Annotated in this window: 20 protein-coding genes; 13 read left to right on the forward strand and 7 right to left on the reverse strand. The window is 66.4% G+C overall.

Annotated elements, in window-relative coordinates; genetic code table 11:
• Positions 1-35: 35 nt before the first annotated feature.
• A complete protein-coding gene (locus FJT57_RS10565) occupies positions 36-1505 on the reverse strand; it encodes a flippase (protein WP_144904960.1) in 1470 nt (489 codons plus the stop codon).
• A gap of 151 nt (positions 1506-1656) precedes the next feature.
• Complete coding sequence (tatC, locus tag FJT57_RS10570; RefSeq protein WP_144904962.1) at positions 1657-3918, reverse strand: twin-arginine translocase subunit TatC; 2262 nt, start codon at positions 3916-3918, stop codon at positions 1657-1659.
• 110 nt (positions 3919-4028) lie between these two features.
• On the opposite strand from tatC, the gene FJT57_RS10575 reads away from it, so the two are divergent.
• Positions 4029-6002 (forward strand): twin-arginine translocase subunit TatC, encoded by a 1974-nt coding sequence (locus FJT57_RS10575; protein ID WP_144904964.1) that lies wholly within the window; start codon positions 4029-4031, stop codon positions 6000-6002.
• Positions 6003-6106: 104 nt separating this feature from the next.
• On the opposite strand, the gene larE is transcribed toward FJT57_RS10575, so the two are convergent.
• Positions 6107-7012, reverse strand: a complete 906-nt coding sequence (gene larE, locus FJT57_RS10580) for an ATP-dependent sacrificial sulfur transferase LarE (protein ID WP_144904965.1) — start codon at positions 7010-7012, stop codon at positions 6107-6109.
• A 136-nt stretch (positions 7013-7148) separates the two neighbouring features.
• Between larE and FJT57_RS10585 the strand changes: the two genes are divergently transcribed.
• From FJT57_RS10585 to rpiA, 4 genes are all read left to right on the forward strand, one after another.
• On the forward strand, positions 7149-9173 hold the full coding sequence (locus FJT57_RS10585) for a MutS-related protein (protein ID WP_144904967.1): 2025 nt from the start codon (positions 7149-7151) through the stop codon (positions 9171-9173).
• Positions 9174-9208: 35 nt separating this feature from the next.
• Entirely contained in the window at positions 9209-9544 is a 336-nt protein-coding gene (locus tag FJT57_RS10590) for a hypothetical protein (protein ID WP_144904969.1), read from the forward strand.
• 73 nt (positions 9545-9617) lie between these two features.
• Positions 9618-10742: an ORC1-type DNA replication protein gene (locus FJT57_RS10595; RefSeq protein ID WP_144904971.1), complete on the forward strand. Its 1125-nt coding sequence runs from the start codon at positions 9618-9620 to the stop codon at positions 10740-10742.
• A 73-nt stretch (positions 10743-10815) separates the two neighbouring features.
• On the forward strand, positions 10816-11508 hold the full coding sequence (rpiA, locus tag FJT57_RS10600; RefSeq protein WP_144904973.1) for a ribose-5-phosphate isomerase RpiA: 693 nt from the start codon (positions 10816-10818) through the stop codon (positions 11506-11508).
• Between the two features lie 81 nt (positions 11509-11589).
• Here rpiA and FJT57_RS10605 read toward each other — a convergent pair whose 3' ends face one another.
• The gene (locus tag FJT57_RS10605) at positions 11590-11757 is read right to left on the reverse strand and encodes a DUF1931 domain-containing protein (RefSeq protein WP_144904975.1); all 168 of its coding nucleotides are present in this window, start codon (positions 11755-11757) and stop codon (positions 11590-11592) included.
• Between the two features lie 280 nt (positions 11758-12037).
• Between FJT57_RS10605 and larB the strand changes: the two genes are divergently transcribed.
• From larB to FJT57_RS10620, 4 genes are all read left to right on the forward strand, one after another.
• Positions 12038-12802 carry a nickel pincer cofactor biosynthesis protein LarB gene (gene larB, locus FJT57_RS10610; protein ID WP_144904977.1) on the forward strand — a complete coding sequence of 255 codons (765 nt, stop codon included), beginning with the start codon at positions 12038-12040 and terminating at the stop codon, positions 12800-12802.
• A 140-nt stretch (positions 12803-12942) separates the two neighbouring features.
• The gene (locus tag FJT57_RS17455) at positions 12943-13092 is read left to right on the forward strand and encodes a DUF7563 family protein (RefSeq protein WP_449405207.1); all 150 of its coding nucleotides are present in this window, start codon (positions 12943-12945) and stop codon (positions 13090-13092) included.
• Positions 13093-13301: 209 nt separating this feature from the next.
• A complete protein-coding gene (gene surE / locus FJT57_RS10615; RefSeq protein WP_144904979.1) occupies positions 13302-14183 on the forward strand; it encodes a 5'/3'-nucleotidase SurE in 882 nt (293 codons plus the stop codon).
• Positions 14184-14196: 13 nt separating this feature from the next.
• Positions 14197-14475: a GIY-YIG nuclease family protein gene (locus FJT57_RS10620; RefSeq protein ID WP_144904981.1), complete on the forward strand. Its 279-nt coding sequence runs from the start codon at positions 14197-14199 to the stop codon at positions 14473-14475.
• A gap of 58 nt (positions 14476-14533) precedes the next feature.
• On the opposite strand, the gene FJT57_RS10625 is transcribed toward FJT57_RS10620, so the two are convergent.
• On the reverse strand, positions 14534-15277 hold the full coding sequence (locus FJT57_RS10625) for a hypothetical protein (protein WP_203229148.1): 744 nt from the start codon (positions 15275-15277) through the stop codon (positions 14534-14536).
• A gap of 50 nt (positions 15278-15327) precedes the next feature.
• Between FJT57_RS10625 and FJT57_RS10630 the strand changes: the two genes are divergently transcribed.
• The 3 genes from FJT57_RS10630 to FJT57_RS10640 are packed head-to-tail and all read left to right on the forward strand — an operon-like array spanning position 15328 to position 18507.
• A complete protein-coding gene (locus FJT57_RS10630) occupies positions 15328-16503 on the forward strand; it encodes an ABC transporter substrate-binding protein (RefSeq protein WP_144904983.1) in 1176 nt (391 codons plus the stop codon).
• Between the two features lie 10 nt (positions 16504-16513).
• Complete coding sequence (locus FJT57_RS10635; RefSeq protein ID WP_144904985.1) at positions 16514-17680, forward strand: FecCD family ABC transporter permease; 1167 nt, start codon at positions 16514-16516, stop codon at positions 17678-17680.
• Positions 17677-18507 carry an ABC transporter ATP-binding protein gene (locus FJT57_RS10640; RefSeq protein ID WP_162524334.1) on the forward strand — a complete coding sequence of 277 codons (831 nt, stop codon included), beginning with the start codon at positions 17677-17679 and terminating at the stop codon, positions 18505-18507. Before FJT57_RS10635 ends, FJT57_RS10640 begins: the two co-directional genes overlap by 4 nt.
• 42 nt (positions 18508-18549) lie before the next feature.
• Here FJT57_RS10640 and FJT57_RS10645 read toward each other — a convergent pair whose 3' ends face one another.
• Entirely contained in the window at positions 18550-19086 is a 537-nt protein-coding gene (locus FJT57_RS10645) for an NADPH-dependent FMN reductase (RefSeq protein ID WP_144904989.1), read from the reverse strand.
• A 93-nt stretch (positions 19087-19179) separates the two neighbouring features.
• On the opposite strand from FJT57_RS10645, the gene FJT57_RS10650 reads away from it, so the two are divergent.
• Positions 19180-20553, forward strand: a complete 1374-nt coding sequence (locus FJT57_RS10650) for a phosphoglucomutase/phosphomannomutase family protein (RefSeq protein ID WP_144904991.1) — start codon at positions 19180-19182, stop codon at positions 20551-20553.
• On the opposite strand, the gene FJT57_RS10655 is transcribed toward FJT57_RS10650, so the two are convergent.
• On the reverse strand, positions 20546-21121 hold the full coding sequence (locus FJT57_RS10655; RefSeq protein WP_238993970.1) for a GNAT family N-acetyltransferase: 576 nt from the start codon (positions 21119-21121) through the stop codon (positions 20546-20548). The two genes, FJT57_RS10650 and FJT57_RS10655, sit on opposite strands and share 8 nt — an antisense overlap.
• Positions 21122-21123 lie beyond the last annotated feature (2 nt).

Here is a 21123-nt window from a genome sequence, read left to right on the forward strand (position 1 = left end):
TTATGGACAGATTACGGGTCTCTTTCGACCGTGGGTCACGTGAGAACCGCTCGGATTCGCTTCACATCGAGTAAGCCGCCCAGTGTCGCGAGCGCCGCCCAGACGGCGACGCCGACACCGACGACGAGCAGTAAGGTGACCAGACCCGTGACCATCGGAAGCAGTACTCGAACCACCGCACCCATCACGACGGCGATACCGGTGGTCGCGACCAGCAATCGGCCGATCGACGCGACGTTCAATTCGAGTTCTTCGTGGATGATGTACACGTTCGCGACGGTGTAGACGGTGTAGGTGATCACCGTCGCGATGGCGGCACCGACGACGCCGATCCGCGGGATCAACACCAGGTTCAACAGGAAGTTCGCCACCGCGGTTATCGTCTTCACGATCGCCCGCTCCCGGGCCCGACCGAGAAAGTCGAGGCCGTCGCTCGTCACCTTGTTGACCGCGTTTACGAGCATAAATCCGGCCATCACCTGCAGGACCGGGGCCGCGCCGTCGTATTCGGGGCCGAACACGTAGGCGACCACCGGTCCGGCCACGAGTATGAGTCCGACCATCCCCGGAACGTACAACAACAGGACGTGCCGCAGGGAGGCCTCGTAGACGCGGCGGGCGCGACTCCGGTCCTCCCTAGCGCTCTGTTCGCCGACGGTCGGCGAGATCGTGTACCCGAGCGACTGCGCCGGGATCGAGCCGAACTCCGACACCTGCTTTGCGATCGTGTAGAAGCCGACCGCCGCCGGAGTGAGGAATATCCCGACGAGCACCGTGTCGATCCGCTTGTCCAACACGTTGGCCCCGCGGGTCGCGGTGAGCGGCACGCTGTACTCTAGGATCCGCCGCCGGAGTCCGTCGGCCATCTCCGTCGTACGCGGAAAGGACGAGTACGACCCCCGGTAGAAGACGACGCCGCCGACGAGCGCCGTCACGGCGAATCCGACGACGTAGCCGCCGAGCGCTCCAGCGGCCCCGAACCCGGCGAGCACGAGGCCGATCGCCGCGGTCAGTCTGGTGATCCCGGAAATCGCCGTGAGACGGCCGCTCCAGGCGACCCGGTTGACGGATTGAAACAGCCGCCCGAACGACGTTCGAAGCGTGTTGCAGACGACGTACCCGGCACCGAGGACGAGCAGCGGTGCGAGTCCGGGTTCGTCGAGACGGTCGGCGATGATCGGGCTCCCGACGGCGATCGCCGCGCCGACGATCAGTGAGAGAAGCACGACGATACCGAGACTGAACCGGACGACGTGACGCACCTGTCCCGGTGTCGTCTCCGCGAGCTCGGTGACGTAGCGGGCCGCGGACGAGGGCACACCGAGCGTTCCGAGAATGGCGACGACGCCGATGATCGACAGCGCGTAGTGAAGCAGCCCGAACTCCGACGGCGTCAGTAGATATCGGGCGAGTACGACCATCAGTAGCCCGTTCGCGAGAGAGTTGACGAGGTTCCCGCCCAGACTGGCCTTGACCCCGGTTGCGATCCGGTCCGTGAGCGACATCTGCCGAATTCTCTCCCCGCACGTGGGTTTGTTAGCCGTCCTATACTCGGAGACTGTCCATCAGTGAGAGACGACGGAGCCGAGGTCCACGTCGCTTACGCGGCGTCAGATATTGGTCTTGAGCAGTATCAGATGTCCGTTCCGCGGAATGTCAGATGTCCGTTCCGCGGGTAGGTGCCAGATCCCGTCGTCCGCCGAAGGTGATGACGAAGAGGACCCCCAGACCGATGCCGTAGGCGACCATCAGCGGGATCGTCACGAGGAACATCGTAAGGACGTCAGCCGGGGTGAACAGCGCCGAGAACGCGAGGATGCCGACGGTCACTTCGCGCCAGCGGCCGCGCATCGTGCGGTAGCTGATCCCCGCGCTGTTGAGGAGGATCATCAGGATCGGCACGTCGGCGAGGAGGCCGATTCCCGCGGTCGTGAAGAAGATGAGCCAGAAGAAGTTCGTGATGCGGTAGGCGATCACCATGTTCGCCATCACGGCGTCGTTGACGAGCCACGAGATGATGCCCGGCGCGATCATCGTGTAGCCGAGGACGAAGCCGCCGATCAGCCCCGCCGCCAGTGCCCCGGTCCACAGGAAGACCGCGCGGCGGCGCTGTCTGATGATGTTGCGCTCGCGGAGCGCAGGCCACGCGTAGTACGCGAGCACCGGGGCCGTGACGATGGCAGCGATGATCGTCGAGAACTTCACCTCGAAGACGAGCGCCTCCATCGGATGCAGGGCGACGACGTTGAGGACCTCCTCGGGGGTCACCTGCGCCGGGAGCCGACTGAGGAAGTCCTCGTAGACGCGCTTGATTCCGCCGGTGTAGAGCCAGCCGAACGTGCCCGCGAGCACGAGCATAAACAGTCCAACGATGCGGAACGCCCGCGACGTGATCGAGTCGAGGATGAACGCGATGTCGGTGTAGTAACCCTCGAAGTCGTCGGACGCGTCCGCTCCCTCGTCTTCGTCCCCGGCCGCTCCGTCACCGTCCGCATCATCGTCTGCATCCCCGTCGCGGAACTCGCCGAGGAACGTGTCGCTGGCGCGCGAGAACCGATCGGCGATCGAGCCGCCGGACCCGGCGGCTTCCGTCGCACCCGCCGCCGCTGCCGACTCCGCGTCGGCGTCGGCAGCATCCCCGTCGGGGTCCGCGTCGTCGCTCGCTCCGTCTTCGTCGAACCGGTCGATGATCGCCTGCGCCTTCCCCCTGTCACCCGCGTCGATCGCGTCGCCCGCGGCGGCCATCGCCTCGTCTTCGCTGAGCGCGGCGAACACCTCGGGGGGTGCCGCGCGGACGCCCGCTGCGTCGAGGTCTGCGAGATCGATGGCGGCGGGGTCGCCGACGCCAGCCTCGACGATCGCGAGGTCGTCGAGATCCTGATAGACGTAGTAGCCGACGGCGACGGCCGCGGCCCCGACGCCCGCGAGGAGGACGTAGCCGGCCAGGAGCGGCGTCGACGACGGTGCGTAGATCACGTAGTCGCTTCCGATCGCGGCGAGTCCACCGTTGAAGTAGTCGACGCCCCCGCGCTCGAAGAACGCGTAGACGAGCAATCCGCCGACGACGCCGACGCCAGCGATCGTGTTCCAGTGCGCCCGGGCGCTCCCGACGACGTCCATCCGCTCGCTCCCGCGACGGGCGGTCGTGACGACCTTCGCGAGGTAGAGGCTGACGCCGTAGAGCGCCAGGACGGGGATCGCCCACATAATCTGGGTGAACGGATCCGGCGGCGTGAACATCGCGCCGACGGCGAAGACGCCGACGACGGCGTGCCGCCACTTGTCCCGGAAGGTCTCGTAGGGGACGATCTCGGTGTAGGACAGTCCGGTCATCACGAGCGGCAACTGGCTCGCGAGACCGAAGGAGGCGGTGAGTAAGAAGATGAACTGCGCCCACTTCACGATGGAATACGTCGGCGAAAAGCCCGCCGCGATGGCGTTCTGTGCGAGGAACGCGAACGTGAACGGGAAGAACACGAAGTAGCCGTAGGCGACGCCGAGGACGAACAGCGTCACCATCCCGAGGAGGATGATTACGAGCTGCCAGATCGGCACCGGCGAGGAGGGCCACAGCCCCCGTTCGACGAGCGCGTCGCGCGAGAAGTACAGGAAGGGGGGGACCGCGAGGACGACGCCGACGACGAGACCGATCTTCGCCTGCAGGAGGATCACGTCGAACGGCGTCTGCGCGATGATCGAGACGTCCCCGCTCACCTGTGCCGACATCTGCGCTCTCGTGACCCGTTTGAGGAAGTCCCACACGTAGAGCCGGAGCGCGTAGAACGTCCCGAGAAAGCCGATCAGGAAGAAGATGAAAACCTTCTGGAGGTCCTTCTGCGCGGCTCGAAGCATCGCACCGGCGGTCTCTCGACCGGCGTCGAGTGTCGCTTTCGTGTCCTCGTCGAGCGCGCTGGACATATCCGAAGAGAACCGACTCGCAGTTATCAATCTTTTCGACCGGCGGCGCGGGAGCAGCGTCGAGACGATGCGGAAAGGCCTATAAGAACCGGGCGGCCAATCTCTGGTGAATGGCCGAGGATTCGGAGGACGCCGACCGGACGCCCGATGCGGACGACGCGGAGGCGTCCGGTACTGGTGAGTCCGTTGCCGACTCGGAGACCGACGCCTCTCCGGACAGCGCCGAGTCCGACGCGGACGACGCTCGCGCGTCGGATCCGGATTCGAGTAGCTCCGAAGCCGACGGCAATGCGGAATCCGACGGCAGTGAGAACGCGGAGGCGGCGGACGCGTCCGCGACTGGCGACGAAGGGGTTATCGAGGAAGGGACGGTCGGCGAGGAGGCGGCGACTGACACCGACGAGGGCGACACGAAAGCGGCGTCATCCAACGAGCCCGAAGAAGACGCGGACAACGGGAAAGACGACGACACGGACAACGGGAAAGACGACGGCGCGAGCGACGAACCGTCAGACTCGGGCGAGGAGGTCGACTCTGCGGACACGGAGTCGGACGCTGATACCGACGCTTCCGGTTCGGAGACTGCGGACGAAGACTCGGAGCCGAACGAAGAGCCCGATACTGACTCGGACGCAGAATCGGAGCCAGATTCGGAGACCGACGTTCAGAAGTCCGAAGAGGAAGGGGAAGACGCAGACGAAGAGGAAAAGGAAGAGAAAGACGCAGCGACCACCGGAACCGACGGCGGCGCACCGGCGACCGCTGGCGACGTCCTCCCCGGCGATACGGACGATATGCTGCCCGAGGAGGACTCGACCGTCGACGACGGCTTGCTTTCGGGTGGGCCCGAGAGTGACGAGGAGATGCCGCTGGCGGACCACATCGAGGAGATGGTCCGCCGGCTCACCGTCGTGCTCGGCATCGGTGGGCTCATTACGCTCCTTTTGTACCCCGGTGCCGACCTCGTCAACTCGGCGTTCGGTCTCAACCTCATCAGTTCGACGGAGGTAATCGACTTTCTCTGGAACAAGCACATCCCCGGCGCGCCCGAGATGGTCGACCGGCGCCCGCGGATTTACGGTCCGCTCGAACTGCTGTTGACCGAGTTGAAAGTCGCCGCGCTCGGCGGGCTCGTGGTCGGACTCCCGGCATTCGTCTACGAGACGTACCTGTTCATGCGACCGGGGCTGTACTCGAAGGAGCGTCGATATTACCTCGCGGCGGTGCCGACGAGCCTCGTGCTCGCGTTCGTCGGAATCTCCTTCGCGCACTTCATCGTCCTCCCGGCGATCTTCGCGTACTTCACCTCCTACACGACGGGGACGGCGATCGTGGCGTTCGGCCTCAAGGAGACGTTCAACCTCATCCTGATTCTGATGGGCTACAACGCCATCATCTTCCAGATCCCGCTGTTCGTGATGTTGGCGATTATGATGAACCTCGTCACGCGGCGGTGGCTCGAAGACCGCCGCCTGCTCTTCTGGGGTACCTTCCTGGGGCTCGCGTTCCTCGTCAGTCCCGACCCGACCGGGATGGCTCCGATCATCATCGGTGCGACGATGATCGCGCTGTTCGAGGGGACGCTGTTCGTGCTGCGGTGGGCCGGGAGGGGGTCGCTGGCCCCCACCGCCGAGGGACTGGCGGCCCGCCGTCCGCTGGCTGCCGTGCTCGCGGCGCTCGTCGGCTACCTCCTCAGCCCCCTGCCGGTCCCGACGGGCTATTACCACCTTCTTCCCTCGGTGGTCGTCGAGACGCTCGCGGCCAACGGTCTCGCGGTGTACACACCGTTGATCATCGCGGGCGCCCTCGTAGGCACGTTCGAACTCGTGTCGCTGCTCCTGCGCCGCTACGGTCGCTCGCGGCGGATACTGCGGGTCAGTCTCGCCACTGACACCGCCCGCCGCTCGGTCTGGCTGGTCGCCGTCGTCGTGGGTTATCTCGGCAGCCCCGATCCGGCCGTCCTCCGGTGGGCCACTGAGCTGAATCTGCACCCGGCGCTGGCTGGCGGAATCGCGGTCGGACTGGTGCTCGGCTACGAGGCGATTCGCCTCCTACTCGCGTCCCGCGAAAATCGTGCGGGCTGATACTGATTGCTCTCACTGGTTACCGGTGAACATCACCTTCGTCCGCGGTGTTTACCACGCCCGGTGCGGTGAGCTCCGGGAAGAAGAGACGACAGCAGACTGTCTCACTCGCTGGCGGTCGGGTAGTCGGCCTCGAAGACGTTCTCGACGACGGGGTCGCCGTCGCCTCCGGCGTCGCCTGGGCTGACGCTCCCCGTCTGGTACCCGTGTAAATCGAGCGTCACGTGCTCGAAGCCCAGGTCTTCGAGGTGCTCGCGGGCGGCGATCACGAAGTCGTGATTCAGCGCCGCGTCCAGTTCCTCGGCCGCGATTTCGATTCGCGCGAGGCCGTCGTGATCGCGGACGCGGAACTGCGAGAAGCCCCACTCCCGGAGCACGCGCTCGGCCTTTTCGATGCGCGTGAGCCGTTCGTTCGTCACTTCCAGACCGGTCGGGATCCGCGAGGAGAGACACGCCATCGAGGGCTTGTTGGCGACCGAAAGCCCGTAACTGTCGGCGATCTCTCTGACTTCGTCCTTCTCGATTCCGGCCTCCAAGAGCGGCGACCGGACGTCCAGTTCCTCGACAGCGCGGAGTCCGGGTCGGTGGCCCTCTCCCGGATCTGAGGCGTTGGTGCCGTCGCAGACCGTCCCGATGCCCAGCTCACGCGCGGCCTCGTACATCCGGCCGAGTCGCATCGTCCGGCAGTGGTAGCACCGCTCTCCGTCATTCTGGACGAAGTTCGGATCGTCGAGCTCGGAGAACTCGACGACCTCGTGACGGATCCCGATCTCGTCTGCGACCCGGCGGGCGTCGTCGAGTTCGGCGGCCGGGAGCGTCTCGGATTTGGCCGTGCACGCGACGGCGTCGTCACCGAGGGCGTCGCGTGCGAGCGCGGCGACGACCGAGGAGTCGACGCCGCCGGAGAACGCGACGAGGACGCCGTCGCAGTCGGCGAGCGACGCGCGTGCGGCGTCGGCCTTCCCCGCGGTATCGCCGGGGAGTTGGTCCGTGTCCGTCTGGGGTGGCATACTCGGCCTACCCGGTGCAGGGGCAAAAGCACGTTGTCGCTGGCTCGAAATGAGACGCCACGCGACCCGCGGTCGCGACGTCGGCACTCGCACCGACCCGTAACGTTTTGTCGGATCGGGAGCGAAGGCACCCCGAATGCAGTTCGAGGCCATCCCGGGCGTCGGCGAGAAGACGGCGAGAGCGCTGTCGAAACTCGACGACGCCGAACGCGCGCTCGAAGAGGGGGACGTCGCCACGCTGGCGCGCGCACCTGGGCTGTCAGAGGGCCGCGCGGCGGTCGTCGCGCGCGGCGCGATTCGCCGCCGACACGGCGACGACGGCGACTTCCTCGCGACCGACCGGGCCCGAGAGGTGTACGAGGACGCCCTCGGACTCCTCCGCGAGCGGACCGTCACCGACTACGGCGCGAAGCGCGTCGCCACGTTCTACCCCACGCGCTCGGCTTCGCGAATCGCAGAAGTCCGCGACTTCGTCGAGCGCGCGACCGACCACGAGATCGATCCCGAAACGCTGGACGCCCTCGACGGCGTCGAACCGCTCTCTCCGCCCGCCGCGCGCCGGGTTCGCGATCGGTGCCTCGCGACGACCGACGCCGAACGGTTCGCCGCCGCCGAGGGGGCGTTCCCCGAACTCTCCATCGAAGTCGTCGAGGACGCCCGCGGCCTCGCCGAACTCGCCCGCTCGTACGCGACGGTCGTCGCGCTCGACGAGCAGTTCGCGGGGATCGACGTCGACGGCGACGTCCGCGTCCGCCCCGACGCGATGGAGGCGCCGGACGAGATCGTCCCCGAGCGCGTCCTCGCGTTCTTCGCCGAGAACCGCTCGCGCATCCTCGCCGCCGCGGCGGTCCACGAGGAAGCGGGAATCGATCCGTCCTGCGACCTCGACGCGCTCCGTGGCGCGCTCGACCGACTGGACGAGGACGGAACGATCGTCGGCGACGCGGAACTCGACCGGCTGGTGACCGCCGTCGACGACCTCGACGCCGCCGTTTCGACGGCCGAATCGGTCGCCAACGACCGCCTCCGCGACGCCATCCGCGAGCGCGACGTGACGATCGAGGGGACGGACTTCCTCTCGCTCGTCGAGCAGGGCGCGCGGGTGGACTCGCTACTCGATCGGGAACTGGACGACGACTACGCCGCCGCCGTCGCCGCCGCGCGGGGGCAACTCGTCGACGCGCTGGATCTCCGGCCGGAGGAGGCCGACTTCGCCGAGCGCGCGTTCCCCGAGGACCCCTCGTTCCCGATCGAGCACAACGAGTCGGTGATCTCCCGCCTCCGGACCGAACTGAAGGCGGGCCGGGACCGCCGAGCCGCCCGGTTGAAGCGCGAACTCGCGGCGGACCTCTCGTCGCTCCGCGACCCGGTCGAGACGCTCGTGCGCGACGCGCTCGAACTCGACGTCGAACTGGCGGTCGCGCGCTTCGCCGCCGACTTCGAGTGCGCGCTGCCGACGTTTGCCGACCTCGACGGGGAGCCATCGGCGGACGGACCGACGGACGCCGAAACGAAAGAACCGCACGGCTTCGCCATCGAGGGGGGTCGATCTCCCCTCCTTGACGTCGGTTTCGCCGAGGTTGACCCCGTCGATTACGAGGTTTCGGGCGTCACGCTGCTCTCGGGCGTCAACTCCGGCGGGAAGACCTCGACGCTGGACCTGGTCGCGCTCGTGGTCGTCCTCGCGCAGATGGGCCTCCCGGTTCCCGCGGCGCGCGTCGAACTCGAACGCTTCTCGGAACTCCACTACTACGCGAAGACGCAGGGCACGTTGGACGCGGGCGCGTTCGAGAGCACGCTGCGTGACTTCCGAACCCTGGCCGACGGCGAGACGAACCGCCTCGTCCTCGTCGACGAACTGGAGAGCATCACCGAACCCGGCGCGTCGGCGAAGATCGTCGCCGGGATCTTAGAGGCGCTCGACGAGCAGGCGGCGACGGCCGTCTTCGTCTCGCACCTCGCCAGAGAGATCAGCGAGGCGGCCGATTTCGACGTCGCGGTCGACGGGATCGAGGCGCTGGGGCTCGAAGACGGCGAGCTCGTCGTGAACCGTTCGCCGGTGAAAGACCACCTCGCGCGCTCGACGCCAGAACTCATCGTCGAAAAGCTGGCCGAGGGCGACGAGTCGGGGTTCTACGACCGACTGCTCACGAAGTTCTGAGGGATACTTTTCACGGTCGGCGTGAAACGCCGCCTATGGTCCCCACTCCCACTGACGACGACACCCGCAACCAACCGACGGAGGGTAGCCCGAGTCGTTCGTCGGGTGCGAATCCCTCTGACCTCACGGACGATGAACGCTACGACCTGCTGTACCGAGCAACTCGCGAGGCGATCTGGGACGTGGTCGGAACGGCCACGTTGATCCTCTTTTACGTCGCGTTGTCGGCGATCAGCCTCTCGATCGCCCTCGGCGGACTCGGGCCGTTTCTCCGCGGTTCGGCGTCCTACGTCGCCTTGGTGATCGGCGTCGTCGCGCTCGCGGTCGGCGTCTTCGCGCTCGTCCGCGTCTATCGGCTCGTGACCGAGTGACCGCTTGGCGGGTGTGCCGATGGACGCGCGATCTGGGGAACGGTTAAGTAGACTCCTCGTCGTGATTGAAGCGATGAGGGACGACCCCGATGAGGGGATGCTGTCGTGGGACGAGACGGTCTTCCGCGACGAACACGTCTTCGAGATCGACTACGTCCCCGAGACGTTCGAGCACCGCGAGACGCAACTGGAGAGCCTGAAGTACGCGCTCCGACCCGCCGTTCGCGGATCGCGCCCGCTGAACACGATGGTCCGCGGGCCGCCGGGAACAGGCAAGACGACCGCCGTCCAGAAGCTGTTCGGCGAACTCGGCGCACAGACCGGCGTCCAGACCGTCCGCGTGAACTGTCAGGTAGACTCGACGCGCTACGCCGTCTTCTCGCGGATCTTCGAGCACATCTTCGAGTACGAACCGCCCTCCTCGGGCATCTCTTTTAAGAAGCTGTTCGGCCAGATCACGGATCGCCTCGTCGAGGAGGAGCAGGTGCTCGCGGTCGCGCTCGACGACGTGAACTACCTGTTTTACGAGAACGAGGTCTCGGACACGCTCTACTCGCTGCTCCGGGCGCACGAGGCGCACTCCGGCGCGAAAGTCGGCGTCGTCGTCGTCTCCTCGGACCTCTCGCTCGACGTGATCGACGAACTCGACGACCGCGTCCAGAGCGTCTTTCGGCCCGAGGAGGTGTACTTCCCGGTGTACGGCGTCGACGAGATCGTCGACATCCTCCGCGAGCGCGTCCGGCGTGGGTTCCACGAGGGCGTCGTCGACACGTCGGAACTCGACCGCGTCGCCGAACTGACGTCCGAAAGCGGTGACCTCCGGGTGGGAATCGATCTTCTCCGTCGAGCGGGACTGCACGCCGAGATGCGCGCGAGCCGCACCGTCAACCTCGAAGACGTCGAGGCCGCCTACGAGAAATCCAAGTACGTCCACCTCTCTCGGAGCCTCCGCGGCCTCTCGGACCGCGAGCGCGAACTCGTCCGCGTGATCGCCGAACTCGACGGGAGTCAGGCGGGCGAGGTGTACGAGGCGTTCCACGACGAGACCGACCTCGGCTACACCCGGTACTCCGAAATCGTCAATAAGTTAGACAGGTTGGGCCTCGTCGACGCCGACTACGCCGAGATCGAGGGCCGCGGGCGGTCGCGGTCGCTCACGTTGGCGTACGATTCCGAGGCCGTCTTAGAGCGGTTATAACTTCGGCGGCCGCCCGGGAGGATTGGAACCGCAGAGCGGAAGTTTTGTGCCCCGCGTCGTCGAGACGACGCGTATGAAGACGACCGGCGGGACCGACGATCAGAAGCGACGCGCGGGCGAACGCGCCGCCGAACTCGTTGCGGACGGCGACGTCGTCGGCCTCGGAACCGGGAGCACCGCGGCGCACGCCATCCGCGCGATCGGCCGCCGGGTCGATAACGGGCTCGACGTCCGCGGGATCCCGACATCCTTCGACGCCCGCGCGCTCGCTCGCGACGCGGGGATTCCCCTGTGCTCGCTCGACGATGCGGACGGCGTCGATCTCGCGATCGACGGCGCGGACCAGGTCGACGCCGACCTCCACGCGATCAAGGGCGGCGGCGCGGCCCACGCACGAGAGAAGGTGGTCGACGCGGCGGCCGACCGGTTCGTCGTCGTCGCCGATCCCTCCAAGATGACCGACGCGCTCTCGCGAGCGGTACCGATAGAAGTGCTTCCGGACGCCTACGCGGCGGTCGAACGCGATCTCGACTCGCTCGACGGGGAGTCGACGCTCAGACGCGCCGAGCGCAAGGACGGGCCGGTCGTCACCGACAACGGAAACCTGGTTCTCGACTGCGATTTCGGCTCGATCGGCGATCCGGGGTCGCTGGCGGCGACGCTGTCGGGGGTACCGGGCGTCGTCGAACACGGTCTCTTCGTCGACCTCGTCGATGCGGTGTACGTCGGCACCGACGACGGTGTGGACGTGCGGCGGCGCGACTGAGCGGGTCGCTGGATCGCTAGTTACACGGCGCTGTCGCTCGTCGGCGTTGTCGCGATAAAAATACGGGATCGGTCTCCCTGCTTACAGGTCGCGGGGCTGAACCGTCTTTCGGTCGTTCTCTTCCGCGCGGCGAGCAGCGTCTTCGAGCAGTTCGTTCACTTCTCCGTCGAGGGCATCGTAGAAGTCAGAAGCCACGTTCTTGTCCTGGAGCGCTTCCTTGACGGCCGCTTTGACAATAAGGTCTGCCATACACCACCCTCTATATCGGCACTATATAAAAAGATTTTCCAAAACACCGGCCTCTCCGTCCCTGCGCGTCGTCTATAGCGTTTCCTATGGGAATGATTTATATACTCGGGAGTCGCAGTAGAATGATCACCTTGGTTTTGACGGTTCGATGCGTTTCGTGCGGTCCAGGGACCGATCTGTGGTCTTGAGCCGCGGTTCTGAGGTTCGGTCGATCTCGGCCGCGCCAGCGGGGAGCGCGTCGAAGCGACAGGTACGTGCCGATCGCCACAGAGTATGCAGTATGCGCGAAGTGCTCGAAGCGGTCGCGGCGGGTGAACTCTCCCCGACCGAGGCAGAAGGACGATTGGCCGGATACGTCACGACCGGCGCGGGGCGATTCGATGCCGCCCGAGAGCAGCGACGGGGCGTCCCGGAAGGGATTCTCGCCGACGGAAAGACGCCCGACGAGGCGGTCGAACTCACGCTCGCGGCGCTCGATTCGACGGGGAGCGCGCTTCTCACGAGAGCCTCCGCGGCCGACGTCGAGGCCGTCACTGCCGCTGTCGACGATTCTGTGGAACTCACGCACAACGACCGAGCCGGGACGCTCGTCGCCCGGCGCGCTGATTACGAACCGCCGACGGTCGATGCGACCGCGGCGGTCGTCACCGGCGGGACGGCGGATCGCGCGGCCGCGGGCGAAGCGGCCACCGTCCTCGAGGCGATGGGCGTCGCCGTCGAGGTGATCGAAGACGTCGGCGTCGCGCACCTCGGCCGCGTTCTCGATCACCTCGAGACCCTCCGATCGGCCGACGTCCTCGTGGTCGCCGCCGGGCGAGAAGGGGCGCTCCCGACGGTCGTCGCCGGACTCGTCGACACGCCCGTGATCGGACTCCCGGTCTCCTCGGGATACGGGCACGGTGGTGAGGGGTCCGCGGCACTCGCGGGAATGCTCCAGTCCTGTACGGTGCTCTCCGTCGTCAACGTCGACGCCGGGTTCGTCGCCGGATCCCAAGCCGGGCTCATCGCGCGCGCCGTGAGCGACGCCCGCGACGACACGGAGTGAGCGTTTCACAGCCCAAGCGTGGACCTTTCGCTCGAAGAGGCCTAAGTCTAGTGGCCGGTTCCTCGCGCATGCGCGGGAAGCCATATACGTGTCGCGCTCGTACGGCTGTCACCGGCAAATGGTGGCTGCCGGACACACGCATGCCAACCTGTGACCACTGCGGGTCACACGTCTCCGATCGCTTCGCGCGCGTGTTCGCCGATAAGGAAGGGCGATTGCTCGCCTGTCCAAACTGCTCGGCGAACGCGGGGATCGCGGAGGTCGCACGGCGTCGAACCCGCACCGCGTGACCACTGAAACGGCCATTGACCACCACGCGAAGCCGTGTTCCGTTCTGATCGGGCGGGCGAACCACCGCTCGGTCGTCGGCTCCGACCGACTGTGATTCTCGATGAGTGACTGCTTCCGTTCCCACCGACTGCTGACCACCCCGACCGCTGTCGCGTCACCGCGCTCCGACCGGAAGGGCTACCTGTCTCTCACGCCCTAGCATCCGGTAATGAGCACGGAGCCGCGGATCCTCTTGACGAACGACGACGGTATCGACTCGCCGGGCATCGCGACGCTCCGCACCGAACTCACCGCGCTCGGCGACGTCACGGTCGTCGCGCCGGACGCGAACCAAAGCGGCGTCGGTCGGACGCGAAACCACACCGCGTACATCCGCGAGCATCCGTGGGGGTACCGACTGTCGGGAACGCCCGCCGACTGCGTCGCCTACGGGCTCCGGGGTCTCGACACCGAATTCGACGTCGTCGTCTCCGGCGTCAACGACGGTCCGAACGCGGGCAACTACGTCGTCGGCCGCTCGGGAACGGTCGGCGCGGGCATCGAGGCGGCGTTCCTCGGGACGCCAGCGCTCGCCATCTCGGCGTATCACTCCACGGACTTCTTCGTCTCACCACCCGAGGAGTACGACTTCGCCCGCCCCGCCCGAATCGCCGCTCGGCTCGTCTCTCGTGCGCTCGATTCGGGCGTCTACGACGATGTCGACCTGCTGAACGTCAACGCGCCCATCGACGCCCCGTCGCCGCCGGTCATCCTCACCGAGCCGTATCACGACTACGAACAGCACGTCGAGGCCGCCGACCCGGATGCGCTCGACGGGGTGTTCGGTTCCGACGGCGGCGAACGGCTCGACAACGGCGGACTCGACGACGACGAGCAGGTCGTGCACCTCCACGACCGCACCTGGCCCGGCGTGGTCGGCTGGGAGAACCCGTTCCCCGCGACGGACGAACACCGCGAGCGCTACCCGGTCGGCACCGACCGCCGCGCGATGGTCGACGCCTCGGTCAGCGTCTCCCCGCTCTCTGTGAGCCACGCCTCGCCCGACAGCGCCGCGCTCGCAGAAGTCGTCGAGACGATCGACGTCGAGTGATCCCGTTCGGAAGATGACTGACTCCGACGCTGATCCCCCCGCGGATGCCGACCACTACGTCTACATCCTGCGATGTGACGACGGTTCGCTGTACACCGGCTACACGACCGACGTCGAGCGCCGCGTCGCCGAACACGACGCTGGGGAGGGTGCGAAGTACACGCGCGGCCGGACGCCGGTCGAGTTGGTCCACGTCGAGTCGTTCGGCTCGCAATCCGCGGCGATGTCCCGAGAGTACGAGATCAAACAGTTCCCACGTAGGGAGAAAGCGCAGTTGATCGATATCGAGTGACCGACTACCCGTCGGACAGAATAGCTAGGACTGTCCGCAACGCCGCCGACACCGGAACTCAGTCGTCGACGTTCGTCGCCCGATAGCGACCGTCCGCTCGCTCTTTCACTTCGAGCACGGCCGACCCGCCGCGGAGGAGCGGACGCACCCAACCGGTGGTCGCAACCGCCCCCGATTCGATCACCGACCCGTCAGGCGTGACAACGGCGATCCCGTCCGACCGGAGCCGCTCGACCGACTCGGTGCCGGTGTAGGACCGAATCTGTCCGTATTCGATAAACCGACCGCACTTCCCGTTCGCGGTACGACCGACGCCCGCGAGCGCGCCGATGACTCCCTCGCCCGTCCCGCCGTACTCCGCGAGAAACAACCCTGATTCGCGCGCCAGTTCGTACGCTCGCTCCTCCCCGACGAGCTTCGATGCCGCGTCGACGCCGAACTCGCGCACCGATTCCGTAACGTCCGACCGGCGGCCGACGCAGAGCCCCGGATCGGAACCGTCCGCGGCGATGTTTTCGAGGAAATCCGCCGCGAGATCGATGATCTTCTGACGGCTCGTCGTCGGCACCTCACAGAGGAGTGTCGCGGAGCTGTTGTGGGTGGTGTAGGGGACGCGTGGATCGACGAGCAGCTGTTGTCGAACGCTTCCTAGCCACCGAAATTCCGGCAGTTGCTCGGCGAGATGCGCTCCCAACAGTCGACTGACCTTCCCAGTCCCATACTCGCTGTCTATCGTGTCAGTATCGTCGATACCGATCAGCATCATCGAATCGGTGAGGAGGCGCTCGGATCCGGAGTCCATAACTGAAATCGGTGGGACTTTACTTTCCACCAGTATAAAGCGTTGTATCTATGAGAGAACAACGATCCCGAAGACGGTTCCTGCAGACGCTCATCGCGACGACAGGTGCGACGGCGATCGCCGGGTGTAGCGGCACGGACGACGGGGCGGGCTCACCGACATCAACCGGGACGAACACGGAAACAGCGACGGCAACCGGAACGGCAACGGCGTCATCTTCCACGCGGACGATCGAGGATATGTCCGATCGGACGGTCGAGATTCCGGCGACCGTCGAGAGCGTCATCGGCGTCGGCTCCGGGGCGCTCCGACTCATCACGTATCTGGGCGCCGAGGACGACGTCATCGCGGTCGAGAATCTCGAGACGACGAACGAGAAGCGGCCCTTCCGTCCGTACATCCTAGCGAACCCGTCTCTGTCGGAGCTCCCGTCGGTCGGCCGTCGAAACAAACCAGACGCCGAACTCCTGCTGCAGCAGGATCCTGACGTTATCATCTGGGCATGGGGCAAAGGGGCCGATGCGGACAACTTACAGAGCCAGACCGACATCCCGGTCGTCGTCGTCCAACCGGGCGATATCAACAAGGAACACCGAGGCTTGTTCTTCGAGTCGCTGGACGTCATCGGGACAATCACCGATCGGTCTGAGCGGGCCGCCGAGTTGCAGACGTTCACCGACGAGACGATCGCCGATCTCGACGAGCGGACGAGCGACGTGGCAGATGACGAGCGACAGCCGAGCTACGTGGGGTATCTTGGACGCGGGAATCACGGCCTCACCCGGACGCAGCCGCTGTATACGCCGCTACACTTCGTGAACGCAGACAACGTCGCCAGCAACCTGACTGGGACGCTCACGGAGACGAAGGGCGCGGCGCGGATCGACATCGACCCCGAGGAGATCATCGAGCAGGACCCGAACTACATCTTCGTCGATATGGGCACCGTCGAGTACGAGGCACTCTCGGAATCGCAGTACCAGTCGGTCACGGCGATCGAGAACAGCGACGTGTACACCCTCTTCCCGGTCCGGGAGTACTCAATCAACTTCGGGACGTCGCTCGCGAACGCGTACTACGCGGGGCAGGTGCTGTACCCCGATCGATTCAGCGACGTCGATCCGGTGGCGAAGGCCGACGAGATCTGGGAGTCGTTCGTCGGAGCCCCTGTTTACGAGGATCTGAGGGAGACGTACGAACGAGGCTTCAGCCGGCTCGATATCTAACTCCGGACCGATGCCAGAGAGCTCGTCTGGAAACGCCGATCGGGACCCATCGGCAACCGACTGGTCCGTCGACGTTCCGGAGGCGACATCCAGCGACGGTGGTTCAGACCTTCGGGCGTCGAACGTGCGGCTACTCCATCAGTACCACCGGCGGTACCGGAAGAAGTTCGGCGTCATCGTCGCGATCGCGGCGCTCCTGGTCGCCGTCTGGGGGTATTCGGTCGCCACCGGTCCCATCGACGTTCCGGTCTCCGAGATCGTCTCGGTTCTCGGGGGGACGGACACCGGCACCGGCTATCAGGTCGTCTGGAACATCCGCCTCCCGCGCATCGTCGCCGCCGTCGGTGCTGGCGCGGGGTTAGCGGTCGCCGGTGCCGTTCTGCAGAGTGTGCTCAGGAACCCGTTGGCCTCGCCGTACACGCTGGGGATTTCACAGGGCGCGGCCTTCGGCGCGGCGTTTTCGATCGTCGTCCTCGGAACGGGCACGACGAGCGGGAGCGGCCCGATCCTCTCGGTCATCGACCCGTACCTCACCTCCGTCTCGGCGTTCACCGGCGCACTCACGTCTACGACGGCCATCTATCTGGTCGCGAAGTACAAGCGCGCGACGCCCGAAACGCTCATCCTCACCGGGATCGCGCTGGCGGCGCTCTACACCGCGGGAACGACGAGTCTGGAGTACTTCGCGACGAACACCGAACTCGCGGCGCTCGTCTACTGGAAGTTCGGCGACGTCAGCGGCACCACGTGGCGCTTCAACGCGCTTCTGTGGCTCGTCGTCGCCGTCGTGACGGTGTACTTCACACGGCGGGCGTGGGCGTACACGGTGCTGAACGCTGGCGACGAGACGGCGCGAAGCCTCGGCGTTCCAGTGGAGCGGACCCGGCTCTTCGGAATGGTCTTCGCGTCGTTCGTGACCGCCGTCGTCGTCGCTCTGTTCGGAATCATCGGGTTCGTCGGCCTCGTCGTTCCACACATCGTCAGACGACTTATCGGCGGCGAAGAGCGGATTCTCATCCCTGCGTCGACCGTCGCCGGCGGGACGCTCTTGCTCTCTGCGGACACAGTCGCCCGAACGGTCATCTCGCCGATCGTGCTCCCGGTCGGAATCGTCACCTCATTCGTCGGCGTGCCGCTCTTTCTCTATTTGATCCTCCGCGGGAGGGAGTACTGGTGAACGACGATCGACCGAGGGACGCCGAGCGCACCCGCCCGACGTCGACCGATCCCGTCATCTCGTTCGACGGCGTCAGCGGCGGGTACAACGGGGTAGAAGTCATCTCCGACGTCTCCCTCGACGTGCATTCCGGTGACATCGTCGGATTACTCGGCCCCAACGGCGTGGGTAAGAGCACGCTGCTCAAATGCGCCGTCGGCCTCCTCGATCCGCTGGCTGGCGAGGTGGCTATCGGCGACCGACCCGTCCCGGTGTTCGACCGCGACGAACTGGCCCGCACAGTTGGGTACGTCCCACAGCACGAACCGACGAACTTCCCGCGGACCGTTTTCCAAACGGTACTGATGGGGCGGAAACCACACTTCGGGACGCGGCCGAGCGCCCGAGACCGAAACGTCGTCTCGACGCTCCTGCACCGACTGTCCCTCGATGAGTTCGCGATGCGGGACGTCAACGCGCTCAGCGGCGGGCAGCGGCAAAAGGTCATCCTCGCGCGGGCGCTCGCCCAAGAGCCGCGAGCGCTCGTTCTGGACGAACCGACCAGCGACTTGGACATCCGTCACGAAGTCGAAGTGCTCTCGCTGTTACAGCGGGAAGCCCCGAACGGGCTTGCGATCCTGCACGCGATGCACGACCTGACGCTCGCGTTCCGATACAGCGATCGGATCGTGCTACTCGGCGAGGACGGCGTTCGGACCCAGGGACCGCCGGAAGCGATCTCCGCGGCGGCAATCTCCGAAGTGTACGGAATCGACGTCTCGATCCACGACGTCGATGGCGAGACGCTCATCGTCCCGACGGATTCGCCCGCGGATCCGTCGCTGTGAGCGGGATGACCCAGCCAGCGGGCGGCCGCCAACTCGTCCCGTCTACGCCTCCGGATGCAGCCGCCGCGCCTCCCCGACGACGGCCGCTCCCAGTTCTTCGAGCCGGGCCCGAATTCCCTCGTCAGTCAGCGTGTCGCCGTCGTACTTCCGCGACGCGCGCCGGATTCCGACCTGCTCTGGGACGGTGTGGCCGTGGACGCCGCGGACCGTGCTCCGCATATGCTCTAAGGTCGCGCCGTAGGAACCGCCACCGGCGGTCGCGACGAGTCCGACCGCGGTGTCCTCGAACTCGTCTTTCGAGCAGTAGTCGTGGAAGTTGCGGAACGTCGAGGAGTACGAGTCGTGGTAGACGGGCGAGCCGAGGAGCACCGCCTCCGCGTCGCGGACGCGTTTCTTCAGATCGGCCGAGTCCCCCTGTTCGTCGATATCGGGGTGGTACAGCGGGAGGTCGGCGGTTCCGAGATCGATCAGCTCCGTTCTGACGTCTCCTCCGTCCACGGCGTCGAGCACGACCTGGAGGGACTTCTTGGTGTAACTCCGCTCGCGGCGACTGCCGGAGACCGCGACGACAGTGATCATTGCTCGCTCTCGGTGTCGAACGGCGAAAAGACCCCGGGTTCGAGGCGCACTCCCCGCCGCACCTTTTTATCGAATGCCGGGCTCAGTTTGGGTATGAACGCCATCTCTTTCGGGACCGACGGCTGGCGAGCCACGCTCGACACGTTCACCGACGATCGGGTGCGGATCGTCGGCCAGGGCGTCGCGAACTACCTCATCGAAGCGGGCTACGACGACCCCGTCTTCGTCGGCTACGACGCCCGCGAGACCTCGAAGGGGTTCGCCGACTCCCTCGCCGAGGTGCTCGCGGGCAACGGCTTCGACGTCCTCCTCCCCGAGCGCGACTGCCCGACGCCGCTCGTCGCCTACGCCATCGTCGACCGCGGGCTCTCCGGCGCGCTGATGATCACGGCCTCGCACAACCCGCCGGAGTACAACGGCGTGAAGTTCATCCCCTCCGACGGCGCGCCCGCCCTCCCGGAGGTGACCGACGCGGTCGCGGCGTCCCTCGCGAAACCCGATCTCGCGCCCGAGTCCGAGCGCGGGACGATCGAAACGATCGACATCGTCACGCCACACGCCGAGCGAGCCCGCGAGTTGGTCGCGGCGGACCTCTCGGGGCTCACCGTCGTCCACGACGCGATGCACGGCTCCGGCCGCGGCGTCACCGACGAACTGCTCAGATCCGCTGGCGCGGAGGTCGTCGGCATCCGCGACGAGCGTGATCCCGACTTCGGCGGGACGCCGCCGGAGCCCAGCGCCGAGAACCTCGAACCGCTCGTCGAGGCGGTCGAGGCCCACGACGCCGACCTCGGGGTCGCAAACGACGGCGACGCCGACCGGGTCGCGTTCGTGACGCCCGAGCGCGGTCACTTGGACGAGAACCTCTTTTACGCCGCCGTCTACGACTACCTGCTCGAATCCGACCGCGGATCCGCGATTCGAACGGTCTCGACGACGTTCCTGATCGACCGGATCGCCGAGGCGCACGACGAAGACGTGTTCGAGACCGCGGTCGGGTTCAAGTGGGTCGCACAGGCGATGGCCGAGCACGACGCGCTGATCGGCGGCGAGGAGTCGGGCGGGTTCTCGATCCGCGGACACGTCCGCGAGAAAGACGGCGTCCTGATGGGACTGCTCGGTGCCGCCGCGGCGGCCGAGGAACCGATGGACGACCGCGTCGACCGCCTGCTCGACACGTACGGCGATATCGTATCGGACAAAATCAGCCTCGATTGCCCCGATTCGGAGAAGCAACGCGTCATCGACGAACTCGACGACGCCCTCCCCGAGCGCGTCGCCGACCGCGACATCGCCGAGGTGGTGACGCTTGACGGCTTCAAACTCCTCTTAGAAGACGGCTCGTGGCTCCTCGTCCGACCCTCCGGGACCGAGCCCAAAATGCGGGTCTACACCGAGGCGGCGAGCCGAGAGCGCGCGGACGCGCTGCTGGCGGCGGGAAAGGAGTTGGTGGAGCCGCTCATCTGAGGATCCCGCACAGCCGGTCGTCCGCGGGGTCGTCTGGGTCGTCTGCGGGTTCATTCGGACCGTCAGCGTTGGTTTCATCCCGACCGTCTGGGTCGGTTTCGTCCGGGTCGTCAGCCTCGGCTTCGTTTCGCCTGCCAGCGCCGGCTTCGCCGCAGTTACCCCTGCGAATCTCGAACCCCAACGCCGCGTAGAAGGGCCGAACCTGCTCGCGGAAGCGCGCGACCAGCGGTCTCGCCGCGCGCGTCGCCGCCGTCTCGACCAGCGCGCGCCCGATCCCGCGCCCGCGACGCGACCGGCGAACGGCGATCGACTCGATTTCGATCGGATTGACGTCGCCGCCGTCGTCGATGCCCTCGCCCTCGATGTGCTCGGCGATGCTTAGCACGCAGGCACCAATCACGTTCTCACCGTCGTCGACGGCGACGAGCACGTCGGCTTCGATCACACAGTCGCCATCGCAGACGCGTCGGCGCACCCGCTCGCGGTCGAATTCGAGCATCGCGGCATCGAGCAGATAAACGATCTCGTCCGCATCGTCGGCCGTTGCCTCGCGGATCTCGTGTGTCACGA

The sequence above is a fragment of the Halobellus captivus genome (genome assembly GCF_007655485.1).
Taxonomy (GTDB): Archaea; Halobacteriota; Halobacteria; order Halobacteriales; family Haloferacaceae; genus Haloquadratum; species Haloquadratum captivum.